Source organism: Falsibacillus albus, from assembly GCF_003668575.1.
GTDB lineage: Bacteria > Bacillota > Bacilli > Bacillales > DSM-25281 > Falsibacillus > Falsibacillus albus.
Genome location: NZ_RCVZ01000009.1, coordinates 1 through 24,656 on the forward strand (window position 1 = coordinate 1; position 24,656 = coordinate 24,656).

General features: G+C 46.1%; 24 protein-coding genes. 15 read left to right on the forward strand and 9 right to left on the reverse strand.

Features of this window, described 5'->3' with window-relative positions; genetic code table 11:
* Positions 1-746 (forward strand): hypothetical protein (locus tag D9X91_RS22515; RefSeq protein ID WP_199738109.1); only part of this gene is annotated, 746 nt, incomplete at its 5' end.
* A gap of 315 nt (positions 747-1,061) precedes the next feature.
* Here the strand turns inward: D9X91_RS22515 and D9X91_RS13055 are convergent.
* Positions 1,062-2,063, reverse strand: a complete 1,002-nt coding sequence (locus D9X91_RS13055; protein ID WP_233569789.1) for a YeiH family protein — start codon at positions 2,061-2,063, stop codon at positions 1,062-1,064.
* 114 nt (positions 2,064-2,177) lie between these two features.
* On the opposite strand from D9X91_RS13055, the gene D9X91_RS13060 reads away from it, so the two are divergent.
* Positions 2,178-3,059, forward strand: a complete 882-nt coding sequence (locus D9X91_RS13060) for a LysR family transcriptional regulator (RefSeq protein ID WP_158598316.1) — start codon at positions 2,178-2,180, stop codon at positions 3,057-3,059.
* A gap of 346 nt (positions 3,060-3,405) precedes the next feature.
* On the opposite strand, the gene D9X91_RS13065 is transcribed toward D9X91_RS13060, so the two are convergent.
* A complete protein-coding gene (locus tag D9X91_RS13065) occupies positions 3,406-4,692 on the reverse strand; it encodes an MDR family MFS transporter (RefSeq protein ID WP_121681270.1) in 1,287 nt (428 codons plus the stop codon).
* A gap of 161 nt (positions 4,693-4,853) precedes the next feature.
* Positions 4,854-6,086 (reverse strand): aminopeptidase, encoded by a 1,233-nt coding sequence (locus D9X91_RS13070; protein ID WP_121681084.1) that lies wholly within the window; start codon positions 6,084-6,086, stop codon positions 4,854-4,856.
* A 124-nt stretch (positions 6,087-6,210) separates the two neighbouring features.
* On the opposite strand from D9X91_RS13070, the gene D9X91_RS13075 reads away from it, so the two are divergent.
* Entirely contained in the window at positions 6,211-6,564 is a 354-nt protein-coding gene (locus tag D9X91_RS13075) for a DUF488 domain-containing protein (protein WP_121681085.1), read from the forward strand.
* Positions 6,565-6,582: 18 nt separating this feature from the next.
* Here D9X91_RS13075 and D9X91_RS13080 read toward each other — a convergent pair whose 3' ends face one another.
* Positions 6,583-7,023, reverse strand: coding sequence for an Rrf2 family transcriptional regulator (locus tag D9X91_RS13080; RefSeq protein WP_121681086.1), 441 nt, complete (start codon positions 7,021-7,023; stop codon positions 6,583-6,585).
* A 152-nt stretch (positions 7,024-7,175) separates the two neighbouring features.
* Between D9X91_RS13080 and hmpA the strand changes: the two genes are divergently transcribed.
* On the forward strand, positions 7,176-8,399 hold the full coding sequence (gene hmpA / locus D9X91_RS13085; protein ID WP_121681087.1) for an NO-inducible flavohemoprotein: 1,224 nt from the start codon (positions 7,176-7,178) through the stop codon (positions 8,397-8,399).
* Positions 8,400-8,868: 469 nt separating this feature from the next.
* Here the strand turns inward: hmpA and D9X91_RS22735 are convergent, their stop codons facing one another.
* Together D9X91_RS22735 and D9X91_RS13090 are read right to left on the reverse strand one after the other, a co-directional pair.
* A complete protein-coding gene (locus tag D9X91_RS22735) occupies positions 8,869-9,027 on the reverse strand; it encodes a hypothetical protein (RefSeq protein WP_199738110.1) in 159 nt (52 codons plus the stop codon).
* 52 nt (positions 9,028-9,079) lie between these two features.
* On the reverse strand, positions 9,080-10,009 hold the full coding sequence (locus tag D9X91_RS13090) for an MBL fold metallo-hydrolase (RefSeq protein WP_121681088.1): 930 nt from the start codon (positions 10,007-10,009) through the stop codon (positions 9,080-9,082).
* A 175-nt stretch (positions 10,010-10,184) separates the two neighbouring features.
* On the opposite strand from D9X91_RS13090, the gene D9X91_RS13095 reads away from it, so the two are divergent.
* The 7 genes from D9X91_RS13095 (at position 10,185) to motB (ending at position 15,819) form a co-directional block, all read left to right on the forward strand.
* Positions 10,185-10,559: a DnaJ family domain-containing protein gene (locus D9X91_RS13095; RefSeq protein WP_121681089.1), complete on the forward strand. Its 375-nt coding sequence runs from the start codon at positions 10,185-10,187 to the stop codon at positions 10,557-10,559.
* A 316-nt stretch (positions 10,560-10,875) separates the two neighbouring features.
* The gene (locus tag D9X91_RS13100) at positions 10,876-11,646 is read left to right on the forward strand and encodes a prolipoprotein diacylglyceryl transferase (protein WP_121681090.1); all 771 of its coding nucleotides are present in this window, start codon (positions 10,876-10,878) and stop codon (positions 11,644-11,646) included.
* The gene (locus D9X91_RS13105; RefSeq protein ID WP_407644192.1) at positions 11,615-13,033 is read left to right on the forward strand and encodes a radical SAM protein; all 1,419 of its coding nucleotides are present in this window, start codon (positions 11,615-11,617) and stop codon (positions 13,031-13,033) included. The genes D9X91_RS13100 and D9X91_RS13105 overlap by 32 nt, the downstream gene beginning before the upstream one ends.
* Entirely contained in the window at positions 13,020-13,301 is a 282-nt protein-coding gene (locus D9X91_RS13110; RefSeq protein ID WP_121681092.1) for a hypothetical protein, read from the forward strand. The genes D9X91_RS13105 and D9X91_RS13110 overlap by 14 nt, the downstream gene beginning before the upstream one ends.
* A 391-nt stretch (positions 13,302-13,692) precedes the next feature.
* Complete coding sequence (locus D9X91_RS13115) at positions 13,693-14,043, forward strand: VOC family protein (protein ID WP_121681093.1); 351 nt, start codon at positions 13,693-13,695, stop codon at positions 14,041-14,043.
* A 167-nt stretch (positions 14,044-14,210) separates the two neighbouring features.
* The gene (gene motA / locus D9X91_RS13120; RefSeq protein WP_121681094.1) at positions 14,211-15,014 is read left to right on the forward strand and encodes a flagellar motor stator protein MotA; all 804 of its coding nucleotides are present in this window, start codon (positions 14,211-14,213) and stop codon (positions 15,012-15,014) included.
* Entirely contained in the window at positions 15,001-15,819 is an 819-nt protein-coding gene (motB, locus tag D9X91_RS13125; protein ID WP_121681095.1) for a flagellar motor protein MotB, read from the forward strand. Before motA ends, motB begins: the two co-directional genes overlap by 14 nt.
* Before the next feature lie 257 nt (positions 15,820-16,076).
* On the opposite strand, the gene D9X91_RS13130 is transcribed toward motB, so the two are convergent.
* Both D9X91_RS13130 and D9X91_RS13135 read right to left on the reverse strand, forming a co-directional pair.
* Positions 16,077-17,276, reverse strand: a complete 1,200-nt coding sequence (locus D9X91_RS13130; protein ID WP_121681096.1) for an MFS transporter — start codon at positions 17,274-17,276, stop codon at positions 16,077-16,079.
* Positions 17,273-17,710 (reverse strand): MarR family winged helix-turn-helix transcriptional regulator, encoded by a 438-nt coding sequence (locus D9X91_RS13135; RefSeq protein ID WP_121681097.1) that lies wholly within the window; start codon positions 17,708-17,710, stop codon positions 17,273-17,275. The genes D9X91_RS13130 and D9X91_RS13135 overlap by 4 nt, the downstream gene beginning before the upstream one ends.
* 302 nt (positions 17,711-18,012) lie before the next feature.
* Between D9X91_RS13135 and D9X91_RS13140 the strand changes: the two genes are divergently transcribed.
* A complete protein-coding gene (locus D9X91_RS13140; RefSeq protein ID WP_121681098.1) occupies positions 18,013-19,107 on the forward strand; it encodes a carbohydrate kinase in 1,095 nt (364 codons plus the stop codon).
* Positions 19,108-19,120: 13 nt separating this feature from the next.
* Positions 19,121-20,038, forward strand: coding sequence for a pseudouridine-5'-phosphate glycosidase (locus D9X91_RS13145; protein ID WP_121681099.1), 918 nt, complete (start codon positions 19,121-19,123; stop codon positions 20,036-20,038).
* A 260-nt stretch (positions 20,039-20,298) separates the two neighbouring features.
* Here D9X91_RS13145 and D9X91_RS13155 read toward each other — a convergent pair whose 3' ends face one another.
* Entirely contained in the window at positions 20,299-21,132 is an 834-nt protein-coding gene (locus tag D9X91_RS13155; protein ID WP_121681101.1) for a S8 family peptidase, read from the reverse strand.
* Positions 21,133-21,375: 243 nt separating this feature from the next.
* On the opposite strand from D9X91_RS13155, the gene D9X91_RS13160 reads away from it, so the two are divergent.
* Entirely contained in the window at positions 21,376-23,085 is a 1,710-nt protein-coding gene (locus tag D9X91_RS13160; RefSeq protein ID WP_158598317.1) for a PAS domain S-box protein, read from the forward strand.
* A 212-nt stretch (positions 23,086-23,297) separates the two neighbouring features.
* Entirely contained in the window at positions 23,298-24,611 is a 1,314-nt protein-coding gene (locus D9X91_RS13165; RefSeq protein ID WP_121681103.1) for a lysine N(6)-hydroxylase/L-ornithine N(5)-oxygenase family protein, read from the forward strand.
* The last annotated feature ends 45 nt before the right edge of the window (positions 24,612-24,656 follow it).

Sequence of the window (24,656 nt, forward strand, 5' to 3'; positions counted from 1 at the left end):
TGGCCGATGTGAAAGCCATGTCAAAAAATGAAGAGAACCAATCTTCATTGGATGCAAAAGCAGCAGCAGACGCATGGATAGAGTCAACAAACACAGGCGACCAAGACATGAACAGCACGAAAGCAGGCGTGAACACGATGACCGATGTGAAAGCCATGTCAAAAAATGAAGAGAACCAATCTTCATTGGATGCAAAAGCAGATGCAGACGCATGGGCAGAGTCAACAAACACAGGCGACCAAGATATGAACAGCACGAAAGCTGGCGTGAACACAATGACAGATGTAATGGCTATGTCAAACGATGAAGGGAATCAATCGTCATTGAATGCGAAAGCATATGCTGGTCTATGGGCAATGACCCAAAACGATGAAGATTCAAATAAAGCCGGGTTGAATGCGATGACAGATGTAATGTTAAGCTCTATGTCCAATTCATATGATGAAAACAATTCAAGCAGTTTGTCATCAGCAGTCGACACTGGACTTTGGGTTGAGAACAACAATGATTCTTATAATAATAGCTTGAATGGTGAAGTGAAATCAGACCTTCAATTGAATCTTATGAACAGTGGCCGTTATGATCACAATTCAAGCCAACTAGGATTGAATGCGGAATTAGGATTGAGCAGCATGTCCAGCAGTGATGAAGATCGCTACATGAGTGACCTTTCCTTAAATACTTCAATCATGCTAATGCTCGATTCAATGAACGAAGACGAAAACGATTCTATTTTGAATCTGTAAACAGATGAAAACCCTGTGGATGACGATCCACAGGGTTTTTTCTTTTTGGAGATTTTATTTGAATTTTCCCCCGCCATCTCCTCCACCATTTTGGCTATTGTAGAATTGAAATTTTGTTGAATCAGATTCAACGCCATGGCTCTTTTGAGTGGCATCAGGAGGTGCTGCCTTTTGCTGAAATAGATTGAAATGCCTATGATCAAAACAAGCGGAGCTCCGACGATTAGCCAAATCATGCGATCATCTCCTCTTTGAAAGTATATGAATACATACGCAGTATTTTCTATTAAGTTTCAAATATACGACTGTGAGAAGTTAAAAGAGCACTTCCACGAGACCAAAGGTAACAAGCGACAAAAGAACAGAGACGATGAAGATGGTCAGCAGCGGCCTCAGCGCTTTTTCCCTAAGTTCTTTAAAGTGTATGTTGAGGCCGAGTCCGGTCATGGCCATCGTCAAAATGAATGTCGTCACTTTGGACACACTGTCGATCATCGTTTGATTCAAAAATCCATACTGTGTCAGCAAAGTTCCCGCGAGGCTCATCAGCAAAAAGCCGAGAAGGAAATAAGGGAACTCAATTTTTGCTTCATTTCTATCATTCTCTTTTTTTCGCATCCAATAAATAAAGATCAAACTGACCGGGATTAAGAGAAGCACCCTGCCAAGCTTAGCTAGGAGAGCAAGGGCCAGTGCATCGCCGCCTGCAGGAGCTGCTGCAAGGGCGACATGTGCGATTTCATGCAGGCTGATCCCGCTCCACAATGCATAGTGATGGGTGGAGATAGGGAACCAGGAGAATAGAAGCGTATAGGAAACGGAAAAAATGGTTCCCATCATCGCGATGATGCCGACGCTCAAAGCCGTATCCTCTTCCTTTGCCTTGACGATCGGTGCGATTGCGGCAATCGCGGCAGCACCACAAATGCCTGTGCCGACCCCAAGCAAGAGTGTGATCGATTTATCGCTTTTTAATAGTTTGCCAAGCCAAAGCATGAGAATGATTGAAAAAATGATGGAAAAGCTCCCTAATAGCAAAACAGCCGGCCCTTGGTTGACGATCATCAAAATATTCAGCTTTAAACCAAATAGAATGATAGCCAAACGGAGCAGTCTTTTTGAACTGAAATCAATCCCCGATTTTATGGCAGTCGGATAGCCGAAAAATTGCCGGAACAAAACGGCGATCAGGATGGCAGAAGCTAATGGTCCGATCATGCTGAAAAATGGCAGCTTCGCTAAAAATGTGCCGATGACGGCAATGATAAAGGTGAAAAAAACTCCGCCCATTAGAGGGAATCGTTGTAATGTATTCAAAATGTGTGACACCTCCAAATGATCTATTATCATTATACTGCTCGTTTCGATATAATAAAAATTAATATAATCAATAGAAATCATAAGTAATAACTTATGGAAGGGATGACTACAATGGAGCAAAAATATTCAGTTTTTCTGGCGGTGGCGGAAGAAAGGAGTTTTTCAAGGGCGGCGGATTCGTTGTTCATTTCCCAGCCAGCTGTGAGCCAATATGTTGCAGGGCTTGAAAAGGAGCTTGGGGCGGCATTGATCATCCGGGATCATAAAAAACTTCGACTTACGAAGGCAGGGAAGATTTTGTATGAGTACGTGGTCGAATTAAAGCAGGCACATAAAGAGATGAATCAAAAAATCCAAGGTATCCTCAACATACCTGCTGGGGAGCTCAGGATTGGCGCCAGTTATACATTCGGCGAGTACATCCTTCCGCATACGATCTCGATTTTAATGGAGAAGTTTCCAAATATACACCCGACCATCACGATCGGAAACACGACGGAAATCGCGGCCAAGCTCCACGATGATCAATTGGATATCGGAATCGTCGAAGGGATGAACCTACATCAAGATCTCACCGTAATTAAATTGACAGAGGACGAAATGTACATTGCAGCGGGGAAAGATCACTCGTTGGCAGGAAAGACACGTATCACTGCGAAAGAACTGGAACACGAACGCTGGATCATACGCGAAAAAGGCTCAGGCACAAGAGAGGCGACCGATCAATTCCTAAAAAGCCAGGGGATAAAACCACTAGAATCCATGGAATGCGGCAGCACCCAGATCATCAAAGAATCCGTAGAAGCAGGGCTCGGCATCAGCCTGATCTCGCGCTGGGCCATCCGAAAAGAATACGACATGAAGCTACTGCGCATATTGAATCATAAAGACACCCCCGTCAAAAGGGACTTCTCAATCATCCGGCAGTCGGAAAAAGACTCTTCAAAAGCAATCGAAGTGTTTCAAGAAGTGCTGTTGGAATACTTTCTATGAGGGGATATTTAAGTGCGGAAAAGTTAGTGGTTTGGCGCAAGTATTTTGATTCCAGCGCAAAAAACCCGTAGTTAGGCGCAAAAAACTTAATTTAGGCGCAAAAAATCTAAGTTGTGCGCAAAAAATCAGATTAAGGCGCAAAAAACGATGTTGCCTGCTGTCCTCATAGTCGGATGAATCTGCGCGGTAGTCCGAAACCGGCGTTAAGCGCATAAAATCTGAAAATCGCGCAAAAAACTGGAGTTAGGCGCAAAAATCTTAATTTAGGCGCAAAAAATCTGAGTTGCGCGCAATGAATCAGATTAATACGCAAAAAACGCTTCGCCCCAATGGGGCGAAGCGTTTTTTATTGAGCACTCGCTGTTTCTGTTTTGTCTTTTTCAAACCGACGGAACATCAGCCAATAGATGGCGGCGCTGAGCACGGCGAGGAAAGTCAGCGAAAGGAAGGTCCATTCATAGCCAAATAGGGTCGTAAGCGGGATGGACAATGGTGCGAGCGTCCGGCCGATCGTGAACCGAAGGCTGGCCGCGGCGAAATATTGTCCCCTCATGTGTTCAGGCGCGAGCTTCGAGATGAAGCTTTGCTGGATGCCGACTGTCATCAGCTCTGCAAAGGTGAAGAAGGCCATTGCGATGATCATTCCCCAGACGGTGCCGAATTGCCCCATCATGAAGATGGCGAGTCCGTATACGATGGAAGAGATCATAAAGACGTTCCGTTCGTAATACTTTGTCATCCATTTTGTCACAAAAACGGTAAAAAGTGCGACGAGGAGGCCGTTTTCAGATAGGACAAAGCCGAATATCTGCTCACTCCTTAGATTCAGCGACCAATCACCGAAATGGAGGAGCGGCGCCTCTTTAATCGTTTCTTTTATATAAACAGGTATCAGCAGGTCGAGCTGCATGAAGGTCTGTGCAGCCAGGACGCCGGCGATGATGAATAATAGAAAGGTCTTGTCGCGGATGATAACGCGGTAGTCCTTCACTTGATTCCATAATGCTTCATGCCATTTCAGTTTTTGGATCGCTTCTGCGCCGTCATTGTTGACCAAAAGAGGTGCGGTTTCTCGTGTCCATTTGAAGAGCATGAAGGCAAGCAGCATGCATACTAATCCGGATACAGCCAATAATTGAAAACGATAGTGCACATAAAATATTCCGCCGAGCATCGGTCCGAGGACGACAGCAATGTTGATCGAAGTGTAGAAGACGGCGAAAACGTTGCTCCGCTCCTTTTCATCGACGACATCTGCGACCATTGCCTGACTGGCGGGCCAATAGACCGATCCGCACATGCCGGCAAAAGTGAAGCAAATGAAGCCGAGCGTCGCTGATTCAAGCCAAGGCGAATTGGCAAAGCCGAATACTAAAAAGGCCACACCTTGCCCGAATGCAGACAGCACCATCATTTTCTTCCTGCCGTATCGATCCGCATAATAGCCTCCCAGCAGGTTGGCCAGCACGGAGAAGACCTGAGAGCCGATCAGCAAGATGCCGGCTTTTTCTTTTCCGAATGCTTCTGTAAAATAAATCGTCAAAAACGGGAAGAACATCCAAAATGTCAAATTCAACAGCGCTTCCCCGAATAGACGGACTTTCAAATTTCGATCCCAATCCCTGATTCTCATAGCCGTTTCACCCCTTTGATGCTTCATAACCTTCCATATCATACTCCTCAAAAGGGTCCGGCACAAGGTCAAATTGACAAATTTCGCAAAATTAAAAACAAATAAAAAGGGTGGCCCCCTGGTGCCTGTCACCAGAGGGGCCACCCCTATCATTCATGAAATTAGAATGCCCAGTCTCCGTTGCGGAATACTGGCTCAGAGCTGCCATCCTTTGTGATTCCGTCGATGTCCATTTCAGAGGAGCCGATCATGAAATCAACGTGTGTGATGCTGTCGTTGAGTCCATTCTTTTCAAGCTCTTCCTTGGACATCTTTTTGCCGCCTTCGATGCAGAACGCATATGCGCTTCCGATCGCCAAGTGGTTGGAGGCATTTTCATCGAACAGCGTGTTGTAGAACAAGATGTTCGACTGTGAAATCGGCGAGTTGAATGGAACCAATGCGACTTCGCCTAAGTAGTGTGAGCCTTCATCCGTTTCGACAAGGCGCTTCAATGTTTCTTCGCCTTCTTCTGCTTTTACATCGACAATACGTCCATTTTCAAATGTAAGGGAGAAGTTGTCGATGATGTTTCCGCCGTAGCTCAAAGGCTTCGTGCTGGAAACTGTTCCATTGACACCTGTCTTAAGAGGAACCGTGAAGACTTCCTCTGTCGGCATATTTGCCATGAATTCATTGTCATCGGAGTTGATGCTGCCTGCTCCAACCCAAAGGTGCCCTTCAGGAAGCTCGATCGTCAAATCTGTGCCAGGCGCTTTATAATGAAGTTTGTGATAATTTTTCCCGTTCAAATAGTCAACTTTTTCATGAAGGGAAGCGTCATGGTCTTTCCATGCTTGAACCGGATCTTCCAAATCAGAACGCGTCGCTTTGAAAATGGCATCCCAAAGCTTATCTACTGCTTCGTTTGCATCTGCTTCAGGGAATACCTTTTTCGCCCAGTTTTCAGAAGGGACGGCAACCACTGTCCAGCTGACTTTATCGGATTGTATGTATTGGCGGTATTTATTCAGGGCAGTACCAGCTGCCTTTTGGAAAGCGGCGATTCTTTCTCCTTCTACTCCTTTTAAAAGGTCCGGGCTTGAAGAAATGATCGACATGAAAGCTGCACCTTTTTCAGCTAAGTCTTCCATTTCCCTTGCACGCCATTCAGGAAATTCATCGAATGCTTCGCGCGGCGCCATTTCATATTTCATACGGCTGATCTGATCATCGCCCCAGTTGACGTTCACATGCTTAGCGCCTGCTTCATAGGCCTTTTTTACGACCAAGCGAACGAACTCGGCTGCATCGATCGTTGCATTGACGACCAATGTTTGGTTCTTTTGAATATTTACGCCGACCTTAACGGCCAATTCGGCGTATCGTTCCATTTTATCCTGGAAAGTTGTCATATAGAATTCTCCTTTTTTTCAGAATGTTCTATTCTATTTTATCAGGGCTGGGAGTGGAATGGAATTGTTTTACGATTTAGAATGAGGGAAAGAGCAAATAATCTAGTATAAAAGGAGTGTATGCATGTTTCAGATGAAACGGATTTATGAAGCTGCAGAGGAATCAGATGGGAAAAGAGTCCTCACCGATCGGCTTTGGCCGAGGGGGGTCTCTAAAGAAAAAGCTAAGCTGGACGAGTGGATGAAGGAAATCGCACCAAGTACGGAACTTAGGAAATCTTTCTGTCATGATCCGGAAAAATTTGATCAGTTCAGGGAAAAATATAGAGAAGAACTACAATCGGAAGAAAAAGCAGAAGCGGTTGAATCGCTCAAACGAAAAGGGGCTGAAGGAAACGTGACGCTTCTGTACGGTGCGAAAGATGAAACGTACAACCATGCTATCGTACTCAAAGAATTTTTAGAAGGAAAAAGCTGATCTTTGAACGATAAAGGATCAGCTTTTTGATTGAAAATATTGACGATAGGCGTCTGGATCGGCTATCAAATCGGCCAATGTATATTCGTCCAGGACGGCTAAATATGACTGCAAGGCTTTATGAAGCACATGCTTCAATCCGCACACAGGCGTGATCACGCATTGGTTGTGCTCGCGGTCGAAGCATTCCACAAGGTGGAAGTCTTCCTCGGTCTTCCGTACGGTCGAACCGATGTTGATCTGGTCAGGGGATTTTCCCAGACGGATGCCGCCGTTTCTGCCGCGGATGGTTTCGACCAGCCCCATCTTGCCCAATTCATAGGTCACCTTCATTAGATGGTTTTTTGAAATCCCATATGCCTCCGCTATATGCTTAATATTGGCCAATTCGCCTTTTGGAAGCGTAGCTAAATATAATAAAACCCTCAAAGAGTAATCGGAATAATTGGTTAATCTCATTATCATCACCTTTACCTATTATAAGCATTGTGACAAATCAATGTCTAAATTTGTGACAGATTATTTAAAGATATATTTTAAATATTGCTTTAAACCTGCTAGAGGAGTAATTTAAAGATGTATTCAAAATACTACTTTAAGGAGCGATTCAAATGTTATCCCAAAAGACAATTGACATCGTCAAATCGACTGCGCCTGTTTTGGAAGTGAAAGGTCAAGAAATTACAACCTGCTTTTATCAATTAATGTTTAACAATCACCCTGAACTTTTAAATATCTTTAACCATGCCAACCAATCGAAGGGACGTCAACAAACGGCCTTGGCCAATACAGTATATGCAGCTGCCAAATACATCGATCAGCTTGAGGTGCTGCTGCCGGCGGTCAAACAAATTGCCCATAAGCATAGAAGCTTGGCCGTCAAGCCTGAGCATTATCCGATCGTCGGTGAATTTTTGCTGAAAGCGATCAAAGAAGTGCTCGGAGACGCGGCAACGGAAGACATCATCAACGCTTGGGCAGAAGCATATGGTGAAATTGCCAACGTCTTCATCAGCGTCGAAAAGGGGATGTACACAGAAGCCGAAGAACAGGAGGGCGGCTGGAAGGACTTCAAGGAGTTCGTCGTAAGCGACAAAGTGAGGGAAAGCATGACGATCACTTCCTTCTACTTAAAGCCAGCAGATGGAGGTAAAGTAACGAGCTTTTTACCAGGGCAATACATCACCATCCAGGTCCAGATTCCAGGGGAAACTTACACGCTTAACCGCCAGTACAGCTTGTCCTGTGCGCCAGGAAACGAATATTACCGCATTTCCGTGAAGCGTGAAACGGAATGCATGCCTGAAGGGAAAGTATCCAACTATCTTCATGATGAAGTGAATATTGGCGATATGATAAAAGTAAGTGCTCCTGCCGGCGACTTCGTCTTGAATAGGGAAGAAAATTCACCGATTGCCTTGATCAGCGGCGGCGTCGGCATCACCCCGATGATGAGCATGCTCCAAACCATGGTGAAAAATGAATCCAAACGGGATGTTGCATTCATCCACGCAACGAGGAACGTAGATGTCCACGCATTCTTGGAAGAAGTACAGGAAGCCTGCCAGCAGCTTGAAAACGGCCGTTCCTACTTTGGCTATGAAGCAAACGAAGCAGAAAAGCAAGCCGGTGATTTTTCCGGCTACATCCAAAAAGATTTCCTGCAAAAAGTGATCCTATCGTCTGAAACAAGATGCTACGTCTGCGGGCCGAAACCGTTCATGGAAGCCGTCATCCGCCAGCTCAAAGAAATCGGCATCCCGGAAGACCGGATCCACTATGAATTCTTCGGCCCGGCCATGGTGCTTGATACAGAACCGGTGGAAGTAAAATAAAAATAGGGAAAAGCTGATGTGTGAGATGCATCGGCTTTTTTTATTGTGAGAAGACTTTATTCGTAAAGCTAGTTTTAATAAATATCTAACAGTGTGAAAGGTTGATTTCCGCGGAAGGATGCTCGCTTTCTGAGGGGGCTAACAGGATGTGAGGTCGTTCGATGTTGGCACACGACGTACCGAACTTAATCGAATATCCGTCTTATATTGCGGGGTCTCACCCTGCCCGCAGATCCCCCCGGAGTCTCTCACCTTCAGCTCCAATCAACATTGGAGGATGAATTTTTAATATAAAACAGTCGCTATTACATAGGCAACTCTACCACAAATCCCGCTCAAACCCGCTTATGTTATGCAATTCGTCGCTGCATCCCTCTCCAATCAAAAACGGTCATCAATGAAATTGATGACCGTCAGACAAATTGACTCCATCCCGATTCTGCCCAGTTGAACCGGGGTGGTCCCAGTTTTATTCCTCTTCTTCGACCCGATTTTTGAACGCTTCTTGAGTGGTGATGAATTCTTCGTCCTCGATGCGTTCTTTCGTATGTTTTTCAGCGATGCTGTTCTCAGGGAAATTGCCCGGATGTCCTTTTTCTTTATGGTTGAATCCTTTTCCTCGCGCCATGCTGTTCACTCCCTTCATCACTTTACACATATCTTTTCCAAGTTCGGCGTAATTATTTGTCTGGTTGGCGATCGTTGAAGACCTTTTTCACATTACGGAAAAACAATGATTGTGCACTCCATTTTGCAAACTTGTCTGGAATCAACAGCTGCTCAGCGGCGCTTTCGGCTGAGATTGCGTCGCCTGCCTGGATCATATGCTCAATCAATTCCTTTAAATGCTGAATGTCTTCTTTACCGCCGACTCCACCGTGGCCAGGAACGGCGCAAGTAAATGGAAGCTTGTTCAACTCGTCCAGCACTCGGTTCCAGCGGCGATAGTTTCCTTCTTGGAAGGATGGGAAGCTTTCGACGAACAGCAAGTCGCCTGCAAAAACAACTTTGTCATCCGGCAGCCAAACGACGGTGTCCGATATCGAATGGGCGCTGCCGAAATGAAGAAGTTCCAATGTCCGCGTGCTGCCAGCGATGGTCAACTTGTCCTCAAACGTGACATCCGGGAGGCGCAGGCTGAAATCATGGATCGTTTTGGCGATTTCCTCGACGAGCGTGATGCTGGATCTCAGCTCGCTGCGCTTTTCTTCATTTTTTTCCGTTTCCAATTGCCCTGTCAGCATGGAGAGGTAAGCTGATTCGTTCTCGATTTGCATCTTGACCTGCGGCATGATCCGTTCCTTCATGGCCTCATAGGTCGAAGGGGTGCTGATGATCGCGGCTTCATCAAACAGTTGATTGCCCCTGACATGATCGCCGTGGCAATGCGTCGTCGCGACATATTTGATCGGCTTTCCGATCAAGGCTTGGGCTGCGCTTTTCAAATCAGCCGCCGCTTGCAGTGTCATCATCGTATCGACCACAACAGTAAAGCCGCCCATATCAATGATGCCGGCATTGCCCAGTGCGCCTCTTCCCGAATCGATTGCCGCGAATATGCCATCTGCAATTTCCTTTAGCTTAAAGTGTTCTGAGTAAAATGTTTTCAAAGATATCCACACCTTTTCTAAAAAAATCGTAATGGTGAATACATTCTTTTAAAAAGGCAAAAACACCTATCAGAAATTGTTAATTTTTTGACAAATTTAGAAACGTTGAGAGCGGTTCCATTGCCTTCGAATAAGGTATAATAAGGATAATCATTGACAAGAGGGGTGCTGTTGAATGGATTATTTCGATATTATATCCGAACAAAGAATTCGCGAAGCCCATAAGAACGGTGAATTTGACAACCTGCCCGGGATGGGGAAACCGCTGCCGAAGGATGAATTCGCCAATGTCCCCCAAGAAATCCGCATGGCCTACCGATTGATGAAGAACGCAGGCTACTCCCCTGAAGAATCGACCCTCAGACAAGAGATGATGACCATCGAAAGCCTCATCGCTCAATGCGATGACGAAGTCGAAAAAGAAGACCTCACCAAGCAGCTCAACGAGAAGATGCTCAAATTCAACCAATTCATGTCCAAACGAAAAAAGAACACAAACTCTTCGTTATTCAAAAACTACGAGAACAAGATCGAAAAGAAGCTATTGTAAATTTATTAAGGAATCCATCATTGATGGGTTCTTTTTTTATGGATTTACATGTTTCGCTGCTTATGCGGTGAGGACAGAAGGAAGATATCTGCGAAAAAAGCGAAATATCCATTATTCTACACCTTTCGTCAAATTTCGCCCCCGCCGTTCGCCACCTTCTTCCCGCCGCCGTCCGCCGCCGCCAATTCTCCAGCAGCCCCTCTCCCCCCCCCAGCAATCCTTCCCCATCATCCGAACAAAATTTCTCGATTTTTCAGATAAATAAACAGTGATTTGTGTTAATATTTTCCTATACATATGAGTTGAGGTGTTGAAAATGGATTTTCCCGTTTGGATCCATCTGGGCGGATTCCGTTTCCATCCGCACCTGGTGTTTGAAACACTCTCTTATTTCATCGGATTCAGGGTGTATCTTTGGACAAGGAATAAAGAGAGAATCCCGTATGACACGATGCTGGCGGTGCTGGTGGGGGCGATTGTCGGGGCGGCGCTCGGGTCGAAGCTGCTGTACTGGCTGGAAGATCCGATCAAAACCATCCATTCTCTCACGGACCTCCCCTATTTAATGGAAGGGAAGACGATCGTCGGCGGATTGCTTGGAGGGTTGATCGGGGTCGAGGCAGCGAAAAAAATGGTCGGATGGAAAAAATCGACCGGCGATGAGTTTGTGCTTCCGCTCATTGTAGGAATGTCGATCGGCCGGGTCGGATGCTTTTTGACCGGGCTGGATGACCATACATACGGAACCGAAACGAAGCTGCCATTTGGGGTCGATTTCGGCGATGGGGTGCCGCGGCATCCGACGCAGCTTTATGAAATTGTATTTCTCTTCCTGCTGGCCGCCTTCGTCATTGGGCTGCGCAAGTTGAATAAATCGAAGCCGTGGGAAGGATTTGAATTTCAGCTTTTCATGGCGGGCTATTTGTTGTTCAGATTGTTGATTGATTTTATCAAACCGACGCCGCATGTGTACTTCGGCTTGAACAATATTCAACTTGCGGCCATTGCCGGGTTGATCTACTACGGACAATTAATGTACAAGAAAGCGAGGAAACATGATGCCGAATCGAAGCTATCTGTTCTATGAATTGACGAATAGCATTTGTTCCAAATGTTTGCGAAAAGTGGAAGCGAAAATCATCCTGGAAAATGACTGTGTGTACATGGTGAAGCATTGCCATGAGCATGGCAGGGAGCGGGTGCTCATCTCCACCGATATCGAGTACTACAAGAAATGCCGTGAATTCATCAAACCATCCGAAATGCCGTACCGCTTCAATACGCCGATCAAATATGGGTGTCCTTATGATTGCGGGATCTGCCCGGACCACGAGCAGCACAGCTGTTTGACCTTGATTGAAGTGACGGATCAATGCAACCTCCAATGTCCGATCTGCTATGCAGAATCATCCCCGCAGAAGAAGCGCTGGAGGTCACTGGAGGAAATCGAGTTCATGCTCGATAGCTTAGTAAAAAATGAACATGAGGTCGATATCGTCCAAATCAGCGGCGGCGAGCCGACGATCCATCCGCAGTTCTTTGACATTCTCGATTTGGCGAAAACGAAACCGATCAAGCATATCATGGTCAATACAAACGGGCTCCGGATTGCCCAGGACCGTTCGTTTGCCAAAAGGCTTGCCGAGTATCTACCTGGATTCGAACTATATCTCCAGTTTGACAGCTTTGAAAAAGAAGCCTTGAAGGAGCTTCGTGGCGTCGATTTGCGGGAAACAAGGAGGAAGGCGATCGAGCACCTTAATGAATTCAACATTTCTACGACATTGGTGGTAACGTTGAAAAAAGGACTCAATGATCAGGAGGTCGGAAAAATCATTGAATACGGCCTTTCGCAAAAAGCGGTCAGGGGCGTCACGTTCCAGCCGATTCAGGCAGCAGGGAGGCTTGAGGACTTCGATCCTGCAACCGATCGACTCACCCTCAGCGAGGTGCGGCAGATGATCATCGATCAATCCGATGTGTTCAACAGTGAGGATATCATTCCGGTCCCGTGCCACCCTGACTGCCTGGCGATGGGGTATGCGCTGAAGACGAACGGCAAAGTGACGCCGCTCACCGGGATGATCGATCCGAAGGTCCTGCTCGAAGGAGAGCGGAATACGATCGTCTTTGAACAGGATGAGGAGATCAAGGATAAAATCTTCAAGCTGTTCAGCCTGAACCATTCGCCGCTATCCTCGTCTATGTCGCTGAAGGATCTGCTTTGCTGCCTTCCGAAGGTGTCCGCTCCGAACATTTCCTACGACAATGTGTTCAGGGTGATCATCATGCAATTTTTGGATGCTTATAATTTTGATATACGTTCCGTGAAAAAATCATGTGTCCACATCGCGCATCCGGACGGAAAGATCATCCCATTCGATACGTACAACCTGTTTTACAGGGACGATAAGGTGAAGCGTCTGGAAGAAATCCGCGCAGAAATGACGGGGGTGAATCATGAGCGAGTATAAGGAGGAGGAAATCGAGCCTAAACGGAAAGATACGCTTGCTTCCGGGATCGGCTTGACGGTGCTGCTTCATTTGATTTTGATTGTCTTTCCGGTGGCCTATTTTTTCATCGGCATTGTCCAGATTGTCTATATCATCCCAGCGGTTGCCATTGCGTACCGTAAGGGCTACCCGAGAAGGGGAAAAGGGCTCATCATCGGGGCGGGCATCACGTTCCTATTGAACAGCGCCTGCTTTGGGATCGTGATGTCGGGCAGCCTTGGTGGATGAGAACGCGGGTGGCTCTTGATTGGGAGGGATTTTGCGGGCATTATAAAAGAAATGGGTCTTTTCGCAATAATTGCTGTTTTTAGATTTTCTTGTAAACGATTCATCATTTGATTTTTTCTCCATTCGCAAGGCTGTTTTCAAGAGGCTCTTTTCGTAAAGTTTGTACAGGTTGATTTCCGAGGAAGGATACTCGCTTTCCGCTGCAATCAACCACCTAAGATGAAATTTTATCAAAAAAACTATTACTAATAGTAATCTTGGAGAAAAGAGCCATTTATAAAATTTGTTGCAATATATCAACGGTTGAGCAAGGTTGATTTTCAAGGTCAGTATGCTCGAACCTGCCGCTGCAGCCAACACAAAAACTCATGGGATAGAAAGGAGATTTTTTATGAAAATAGAGGGTTTTGGAGGAATCTTTTGGAGGACTAAAAATCTAGAGGATATCAAAAGCTGGTACAGTAAAGTCCTGAATATTGAAATTGAGAATTGGAATGGAGCCATCCTTACGCCACAACCTGGCAATGAAACCGTCTTTTCCTTCTTCACTGAAGATGACCCATATTTTCCAACAAACCAACAAGTGATGTTGAACTTTCAAGTTGAAAATTTGGACGACAGTATTAAACATCTAGAAGAAATCGGTGTTCCCATTGTGATGGAGAAGGCAGTTGATGAATATGGAAAGTTTATTTGGATTGAAGATCCAGAGGGAAGACGTATAGAGCTTTGGGAGAAGTAATAGGATCATAAGCAGCGATAAATATTGGAGATTGCCTGGATCATTTTGAACCAGGCAATCTTTTTACTTAAAGTATCAAAATATTAACTTTATAAAATATATGTCTTCATTTGTTGAAAAAACAGCCGATATAAACAGTAGAAATAACTTTATAGGGTGAAGTACATATGGATAAAACATCAGTAATCGGGATTGTGCTAGGGATTTTGGCAATCGGTTTGGGGATGTTCTTCAAGGGCTTGAGCCCAAGCGTCCTCATCAATCCTGCGGCAATCATGATCATCATTGTCGGGACGATCGCAGCAGTGACGATTGCGTTCCCGAGCTCGGATTTAAAGAAAGTGCCAAAGCTTTTCGGCATTTTATTCAAAGAAAAGAAACAGCTGGACCCCAAGGATGTGATCGGATTATTTTCCGAATGGGCACAGCTTGCACGAAAAGAAGGATTGCTTGCCCTTGAAGCAAAGACAGGGGAAGTGGAGGATCCTTTTTTGAAAAATGGATTAAGTCTTGCGGTGGATGGCCAAAGTGCCGACTACATCCGCGACGTTCTCAGCGAGGAAATCGATGCGATGGAGGACCGTCATCAATCGGGTGCAGCCATCTTTTCCCAAGCAGGCACATACGCACCTACGCTCGGTGTTCTTGGGGCGGTATTGGGTCTGATTGCCGCGCTCGGCCACATGGATAATACGGATGAGCTTGGCAATGCGATTGGAGCGGCTTTTGTAGCGACCCTGCTCGGGATTTTCACGGGCTATGTACTGTGGCATCCTTTTGCGAATAAGCTTCGCAGGAAATCGAAAGAAGAAGTGAATATTAAACAAATGATGGTGGAAGGAATCCTCTCCATCCTGGAAGGGGAAGCGCCTCGTATCATCGAACAGAAGCTTGCGTCCTATCTTCCTGCCGAGGAGCGGAAGAAAATTTTAGACGACGAAAGCGGTGTTATGAAAGATGAGCCGGCGTAGACGAAGGAAAAAAGAAGAAAACAATCATATTGATGAATCATGGCTGATTCCGTACGCCGATTTATTGACACTCGTGTTGGCGCTGTTTATCGTCTTATTTGCCGCCAGCTCCGTCGATGCCCAAAAGTTTCAGATGCTTTCCCGCGTTTTCAATGATATTTTCATAGGGGGATCGGGGGTCATGGACTATCCACAGCCATCGCCTCAGGACGATGCATCGCTGTCTGACGGGCTGAAGAAGGAAGATCAAAAGGCGGCGGCTATACAAACGACAGAAGTGCCGACACAACCAAGTGATTTGGAAAAGAAAATTCAGCTCCATAAGCTGGATCAAGAAGAATTAAAGCAAATTCAGGCGAAAATCAATCAGTATATTAAAGAAAATCATCTTCAGGTGAAATTTGCGACCTCCCTTACTGATGAAGGACTGCTGTTGACCATACGCGACAATGTCCTGTTCGATTCGGGGAAAGCGGAGGTCAAGAAAAGCAATTTGGATGTTGCCCATGAACTCTCGAAATTATTGGTGATGGACCCGCCTCGCGATATTATCATCAGCGGGCATACCGATAATGAGCCGATCCACAATTCGAAATTCGATTCCAACTGGGAATTGAGCGTGATGCGGGCGGTCAACTTCATGAAAATCATGCTGGAGAATAAAAATCTCGACCCGCGCTGGTTCAGTGCAAAGGGCTTCGGAGAATTCCAGCCCATCGCCTCCAACCAAACCGCCGAAGGAAGATCCAAAAACAGAAGGGTCGAAGTCTTGATCCTGCCAAGGCACAACTTGCCGGAACAATAAGAAACAGCCCCCTACCCTAGGTGACAGGCACCAAAGGGTGGGGGGCTGATTTTTGTTGGATGTTTTCTCGGAGAATAAGTGACTAAAAGTTTTATTTTTGTGAATACATCATGAGATGATGATTGGAGCGGAAGGTGCGAGACTCCGGAGGGATCAGCGGGCAAGGTGAGACCCCACAGCGTAGCGAGGACGCTCACCGCCCGCCCCTCGGAAAGCGAGCATCCTGCAGCAGAAATAAAGGTCAACAACAAATTGTATTACGCAGATAGTCTCTGCTCTTCGTTCGAAGCCACATTCTTCTTCTGCTTCCGTCCATGCAGGATATGATACAGTCCCACAACAAGAAGGATATAAATCGAAACATAGAAATATAGCTTTCCATAGCCTAAAGAGGAAACGATGATCCCCAAAAGGAAGGAACCGACCCCGATCCCTGTATCGAAAATCGTGAAAAAGGTCGCCGTGGCGATTCCCCTTCTTCTTGAATCGACGGAATTCAAGGCGATCGTCTGCATTCCCGGCACCAGTGTCCCATAGCCAAGGCCGATGACACCGCCGGCCAAGAGAAGCATGAATGCGCTATGGACGATGCTTAAGAGGAAGATGCCGATGCCAAAAAGCAAAATCGATGGATACAGGATGACATTTTCGCCGAAGCGGTCAAACCATTTTCCTGTAAATGGCCTTGAAATAATGATTGCAGCGGCATAGACGACAAAGAAAAAACTGGCCGCTTCCATCAAGCCAAGCTGCTTCGCATAAACGGAAATGAAGGAGAGGATGCTGGAATAAGCAAATGCAAGGGAACCTGCGGAAATTGAAATCGGCAGGGCTTTTTTCTCCAATAAATCCCCGATTCGGAATTTTGGCGGTGCTGCTTTTGTGAGCGCTGCTTTCGGAAATTTCACGATCAGGCCGCTGACAAGGGCGAGAAAAGCAAAAATGCTGCAAAGCAGGAATAATAGCTGGAACGATGCATAGTGGATGACCGTCAGTCCCAAAAACGGGCCGATGACCATCGCCATATTCATGAAGGTTGCGAAATAGCCCATTCCTTCTCCCCTGCGCGAATTCGGCACAAGGTCTGCAGCGATGGTGCCCGTTGCCGTTGTTGCCATGCCAAATCCTGCCCCGTGAAAAAATCTGAGCAGCAATAAAGCTCCTACGTTTCCTGCGCTAAAATACAATGGTGCAGCTACAAAGAATAAAGTCAGGGAAATGAGCAGGACCGGCTTTCGTCCGAAGCGTTCGATCCATATGCCTGAAAACGGCCGGCAGATGATGGACGATACGAGAAAGATGGAGATGATCAATCCGATTTCCTTTTCATCGCCATGCAGATCATCCAATACATAGATCGGCAGGGTGACGAGCAGCGTGTAAAAGGTTAGAAATAAGAAAAAACTTGATAAGGAGATGCTGACGAAATCCTTTGTCCATAATTGTTCTTTTTTCATCGATCGGATGCCTCCTTGCTGTACAACTTCTCGAGAATGAGGGCAGAAACGGTTTTCACTTCGGCTTGCTGTGAGGCCGAAACATTTTGCAGCATATCATTCTCGAATTCAGATACGACTTTCTGCCACGTTGGATATTCTTCCAGTGCCTGATTTGAAAGGCTAACGAGCTTTTCGCGCTTGTCCTTTCCTTGGAGGCGTTGGATCCAGCCGGCTTCCTCGAGGCGCGCCAACGTTCGGGTGATCGTCGGGCGCTCGACCCCCAAATAATCAGCCAGCTCTGCCTGTGTGCAGCTGCCAACCTGCTTTAACCGATACAAAATGGTCCATTGGCTGCTAAAGATCCCCAATGCGGAGAGGCGCTCATTTAATTCCTTAGACAAATAGCGCGTCAATTGATGCAGCTGATGGAAAAACTCATGATGGTTGTTCATCGATCATGTCACCTTTCTTATAAAAAATGAATCTGTTGTTTTTCATAGAGTCAGTTGGAGAGGAAGGTGCTAAATTCTAGAGGGAACACCGCAAAGCAACCTTTCTCACGCCTGATGTATATAACAAATTTTTTCCTTAAAAGTAGTTACCTAGCTAACTATATCGCATGAAGCATTTTTCGTCCAGATTTTGTGTAAAGTTTCACAATTACAAATTTTAAGAAAACTTATTGAATGATTCCCAACAAATGTTTAAAATGTAAACAAGTGTTTATCATTTTGTTGTCAATGGGGGTGGGGAAATGAATGAAAAAGAAAAATTCATACTCCAATTAATCGAGAACAATCCGTTTATCAGCCAAGCTGAATTGAGTGAAAAGACACAGCTTTCAAGGTCGGCTGTTGCGGGGTACATATCAGCGCTTGTGAAATCGGGGAAATTGCTGGGGAGGGCGTATATCCTCCCGAAAAACAACGGCGTCGTCTGCATTGGCGGATCGAATATCGACAGAAAGCTCAAAGTGCAGAAAGAGCTCGTTTATGGGACATCGAATCCATCGGAGACAAGTATTTCCTGCGGCGGCGTGGCGCGGAATATTTCCGAGAACCTCGGAAGGATGGGGATTCCGTCTTCTTTGATGACGATTGTTGCAGATGATTATGAAGGGGCTTTCCTGCTGGAGGAAACGAAGCCTTACGTGGATGTCGCGGGTACGATGATGGTTCTGCACCAAACGACGGGAACGTATACGGCTGTGTTGAATGAAGAAGGGGATATGGCCATCGCTTTGGCCGATATGAATATTTACGAGATGATCGACACCGGCTTCATCGAGAAAAGGTGGTCGCAGATTTCTTCAGCGGAAATGGTCCTTCTGGATACGAACTTTCCGGAAGAGGTGCTGGCCTACATCATCAGAAGATGCAAGCAGGAGGGTGTGCCGCTTGTGATTTCCCCGGTTTCCTCGCCAAAAGTGAAGAAGCTGCCGCGCAATCTGGAAGGGACAACCTGGTATATATCCAATAAGGATGAGGCTGAAGAACTGACAGGCATGAAAATCGAGAAGGACGGGGACTTCTTCATGGCAGCCGAGGCGATCATTGAAAAAGGCGCTGAAAATGTCGTTATAACAAGGGGGAAAGAAGGACTTGTCTATTACTCGCAATCGGGTGGAGCGGGTGTCATCTTGGCGCCGCATATTCAAGTCGATGAAGTGACGGGGGCAGGGGATGCGCTCGTTGCCGGTGTGATCTATGGATGTATGAACGGCTTCAATATCGAGGATGCATGCAAAGTCGGGATGACGGCATCGATCATCGCATTGCAGTCTGGCCAGACCGTATCGCCTGCTTTGAATAAACATAAGCTTCAGGAAACATATAAATCATATTTTTAAGGGAGAGAGCATCATGACATTTGAAAAGTGGCTGGAATTTTCCGAGGAAGTTTTGGAGGCAAAGAGAATGGGAAAAGCGATCGTGGCGCTTGAATCAACGATCATTTCCCACGGGATGCCATATCCGCAAAATGTGGAAACCGCGAAGGAAGTGGAGGCGATCATCCGGGAGCATGGCGCTGTTCCTGCAACGATCGCCATCATCGGGGGAAAAATAAAAATCGGCCTGACCGATGATGAAATCGAATTTTTAGCAAAAAGCGACGAGATTGTGAAAGCGAGCCGGAGGGATATGCCTTATTTGCTTGCCACGAAGAAAAATGGTGCGACAACGGTGGCAGCGACGATGATCTGCGCCAATTTGGCCGGGATCGATGTATTTGTGACCGGAGGGATCGGCGGTGTCCACCGCGAGGCGCAGGAAACGATGGACATTTCAGCCGACCTTCAGGAGCTGGCCAACACGAATGTTGCCGTCGTCTGTGCGGGTGCGAAGTCGATTCTCGACATCGGTCTGACACTTGAATACTTGGAGACGTTCGGCGTCCCGGTCGTCGGCTATGAAACCGATGTGCTGCCGGCCTTTTACACGCGTTCAAGTCCTTATCACGTCAACTTCAGGATCGACACGCCGGAGGATGCCGCAGCATTGATCGCTGCCAAACGGGATTTGAAACTGAATGGCGGAGTGGTCATCGCCAATCCGATCCCGACAGAAGCAGCCCTTGAAGAGTCATTCATCACGGAGGTCATTGAAACTGCCTTGCTAGAAGCCAAAAATCAAGGAATCAGCGGCAAGGCAGTCACGCCGTTTCTATTGAGCAAGGTGAAGGAATTGACGGAAGGAAAGAGCCTTGTCGCCAACATCGCCTTGGTTAAACATAATGCGGAAGTCGGGGCGCAGATCGCTGTTTCGCTGCTTTCGAAATAAACAGAAGCTGCCAGGCAGGGGCAGGCCATTTGTGAAAATAGAGATGGAATCAGTGCTGATTTTTTCACATTTATGCAATCCGATGAAGTTGATGGGAGCGGAAGGTGCGAGACTCCGGAGGGATCAGCGCCGCACCTCGAAAAGCGAGCATCCTGCAGCGGAAAACAACTTTTTTGAACCTATGATTCACAGCAACGAATCCTACAAAACAACCCAAAATAAAAGAGCTGGCCGCATCAAGTTTTATGCCGTCCAGCTCTTCATTTTTGGACAAGACCATAGCCAGAGAAGGAATCCACTCCTTCTGGTCCGATATCCACGGCTGACTTTTGCAGCAGATCCCTCAGTTCGATGTGAGATAGCCCGGGATTCTCCTCCTTTAATATGGCAAGCCTAGCGCTGACGACAGGGGCAGCGACAGAGGTGCCCGAAAAGGATTTATACTTGTTTTTCAGATACGTGCTCTTGACCTTCACCCCGATGGCCGCAAATTCAATCCCATTTCCATGAGATGAAAATGGCGCGCGCTGAAGACGGGAGTTGACGGCACTGACAGCGATGACTTCTGCATATCTTGCAGGAAACATAACATTGCTGTTTTCTGATTTTCCTGTATTCCCAGCGGCCGCCACCAGCAATATTCCATGATCATATGCCCGTTTGACCGCATCTTCTAGTTGAGGGCAGTCCGTTTGGGTCAACAAGCTCATATTGATAATGTCCATTTCATGTTCGATGGCCCACTCTATTCCCTTAACGACATCAGCGATCCTTCCGTTGCCGACCTTATCCAGCACCTTCACGGCATAGATTTCCGCGCCGGGTGCGAGCCCATTAAGCTTCGATGCAATAATGCCGGCAATATGTGTGCCGTGGCCGAAATCATCGCCGCAGCCTTCAGATGGATCCACTAGATTGACGCCGCCGGAAATGGTCAGGTCCTTATGAGGAAAGATGCCTGAGTCAATGATGGCAATCCTGATTCCTTTCCCTTTTGAATTATCACGATTAACCAGGTGTCTTTCACTCCGTTGCTTTCTCCATCTATAAAATAAATAAGCAGTGAAAAGCAGCATAACTATATTAATCATCATGCATGTTCCTCATCGAATAAATTTCAGAATTTTTTCAAGGCGATTTTCATTAAATGGTTGTTTTTTCTTAAAAGTAATTCATGTTGAAGAAGCCTCAAATTCCTCTTGCAATAGTATATGGCTGTCGTGCCACTCGGCTTGTACGTATGCGGAGATTACAGCATTACGGAATTACGAAAAAGATATAAAGGAATTCCACTATATTTGTCGAAAGGTAAGGTATACGTAAAAAGGGGCGTGCAAATGATGAAAACTTTTCCGAATGAATTATGCAGCATGATGATCAATCAGATTCCATACCCGTCCTATGTCGTCAGTGCTCAAGGAGAATTACTCGTTTTCAATCATTTGTTCGCAGCGGAAATGAATGACTTCCTTCATAGTGAGGAAAATAGGGAACAAATTTTATCAACATCCCCCTTGAATCAAAACGTTTCAATTGAAGCAGCCAATGGGACCATCCATCATTATTTACTGAAGATGGATAAAAGCATGATCGATCAGGAAGAAATGTATTTTTGCCAATTAATAAAAGAAGAACCTCCGCCCCAAATCCATGTTCATGAATTGAAGGAGCATAAGTTATCTTCCTTCATTCACCTGCACCCTGAAGCGGTATTCTATATGAGCGATGACGGGCGCATTCTCCATATGAATCCATCCGCAGAAAGGTTGACCAGCTTTCTGAAAGATGAAAAATACGGAATTTCCTTTCTGAGCCTTTTGCATAAAGATGATCATTGTCAGCATCAGCGTGAGTTTGCGCGATCACTGTCCGGATCTCCGCAGCACAGTTCACTACGAATCATCGATAAGTACCGGATTTGCCACAATGTAGATTTTACTTACATCCCAATCGGAACGGGGATTTACGGGGTGGCAAAGGATAAGACGAAGCGGATGATCATTGAAAATGAATTGAAGGAAGTGAAAGAGCTTCTCGAGGCACATTTTGAGAATACAGCTGAAAGCATCAGCCTTCTGGATGAGAACGGCAATATCTTGAAGATCAATAAAGCATTTGAAAAAGCATTCGGTTGGCTGCAGGATGAGATCGTCGGCTATTCGATGAAGATTTTGCACAAAAACGGAAGAAGTGAAGAATTCGAAGAAATCCTTATGCGAATTAAAAGGAAAGAAAGAATTGTGGATTTCGAAACGATTCGCTACAATCGCTGGAAAAAACCTGTCCATGTCATCATCAATGTCACTCCGATCATCAGTAAATCCGGCGAGCTGATCGGCATGTCATCGATCATGAGAGATGTCACGAAGCAAAAGCAGACGGAAGATCTGTTGAAGAAATCAAAGCAGCTCGCACTCATCGGCCAGCTTGCTGCAGGTGTTGCCCATGAGGTTCGCAATCCATTGACGACTTTGAAAGGATTCATGCAGCTCCTCAAGGAAGATACCAATCAGCCCATTTATTTCGATGTCATCCTGGATGAACTCCAGCGAATCGAATTGATCACCGGGGAATTCATTTCGCTGGCGAAGCCGCACGCAGTCAATTTTAAAGTAAGCTCACTGAATCGGATACTCTTCCATATCATTGAAACGGCCAATATACATTGTTTAAAGAAGAATGTGAGTTTATATTTACACATCGATGAGTTTGTGGAAGTGGATTGCGATGTGAAACAGGTCAAACAGGTGCTGATCAATGTCATCAACAATGCTGTCGATGCAATGCCGGAGGGCGGCGAACTGCTCCTCACGTTGTATCGGGTGGAGGATAAGGCCCTGATCACCATCGAGGACACGGGAATCGGGATTCCGGCTGACCGGATGAAGCATTTGGGCGAACCCTTCTACAGCACGAAGGAAAAAGGGACGGGCCTGGGGCTGATGATTTCTAATAAAATCATTAAAGAGCATGACGGCACGTTCATCATCGAGAGTGAGGAGGGGCGCGGAACGAAAGTGATGATTACACTTCCGATTGCCAAATAAGGGAAATGTCGAAAATATTTTCGACATTTCTTTTTTTTGCTGCGAGCCGTTCATTTCTTGGGAAATATAAAGTCATAAGGAAATTAATCAATCGTTTGATTAATAAAAAGTCGGTCATGATATGACATTGTTCGAGGCTTAATCCATCTTAGAATTGGGTATGTTTGTAGAATGGACAATAAAAAATTGATGGTAAAAGGGGAGTCTTACATATGGAAGAGAAGGATTTATTAGATGTAGTCGGGATTGGCATCGGACCCTACAATCTCGGTCTGGCTGCCTTATTGGAAGAAACCGACCTGCGCGGAATGTTTTTTGATCAGACCCCTGCATTTGAATGGCATCCCGGCATGTTGATCGATGGAACGGATTTGCAGGTTCCGATCCTTGCCGACCTCGTCACATTCGCCGACCCGCGCAGCCGATTCACCTTCTTGAATTACTTGCATGAACACAACCGTTTATATAAGTTTTTCTTTTTTAATAAAAATGAGATCCCCCGCCAGGAATATAACCGTTATGCCCAGTGGGTGGCAGGCCAGCTGGAATCTTGTTTCTTTGGGAAAAAGGTGGTCGATGTCATCGATCATATGAACGATGAATCTCCCCATTACGAGGTCATCGTGGAAGATCGGGATTCGGGCGAGCTGACGTCCCACTTTTCAAAGCATGTTGTCATGGGTACGGGGGCAAAACCGCTCGTTGTAAATGGAATGGAAGGTCTGCCTGATAAGGATGTGTTCCATTCGAACCGCTATCTATACCATAAAGACGATGTGGTAAAATCAGGCTCTGTGACGATTGTCGGATCTGGCCAGAGCGCAGCGGAAATTTTCCTCGATTTATTGAAGGAGCAGCGAAACCGGGATTATAAGGTCACCTGGTTCACAAGGTCGGAGGGCATCCTGCAATTGGAATCGTCGAAGCTCGGACAGGAGTTCTTTTCGCCAGACTACATCGAATATTTTCATCCGTTGTCCTTCGAGCAGAGAAAGAGCGCCTTATCCACGCTTGAGCATTTGCGGAAGGGCATCGACCCTTCCACGCTGAATGCCATTTACAATGTTCTTTACCACCGATCGGTCGAGGATAATACGCAAGACATCCTGATACAGCCTTTGACCGAAGTGAAAGAAATTTCCCGTGTGGATGACGGATACCGACTGTCTTGCCATCAGTGGCAGGAGGGTGATGAGTTTGACTATGAATCGAAAAAGGTCGTTCTTGCGACTGGCTACAAGCCGAACATCCCGGATTGGTTCGACGACCGGTTCCGCGATCAAATCGTTTGGGAGGACGAAAAAAGGTTCAAGGTCTCGAGGGACTATCAGCTGGTGTTTAAGGAAGAAAGGGAGCATCACTTTTTCACGCTGACCAATCTGGAGCATTCCCACGGGGCAGCCGCGACGAACCTAGGGTTGTCGGTCGACCGGAACATCCATATCATCAACACGATTGCGGGCAAGGAGCTGTACCGCATTCAAACGGACACCATCTTTTCTCAATTCACGATGGACAAAAAATGATGTTTTAAATACCAAATAACGGGAATCATTAAAAATGTGATTCGT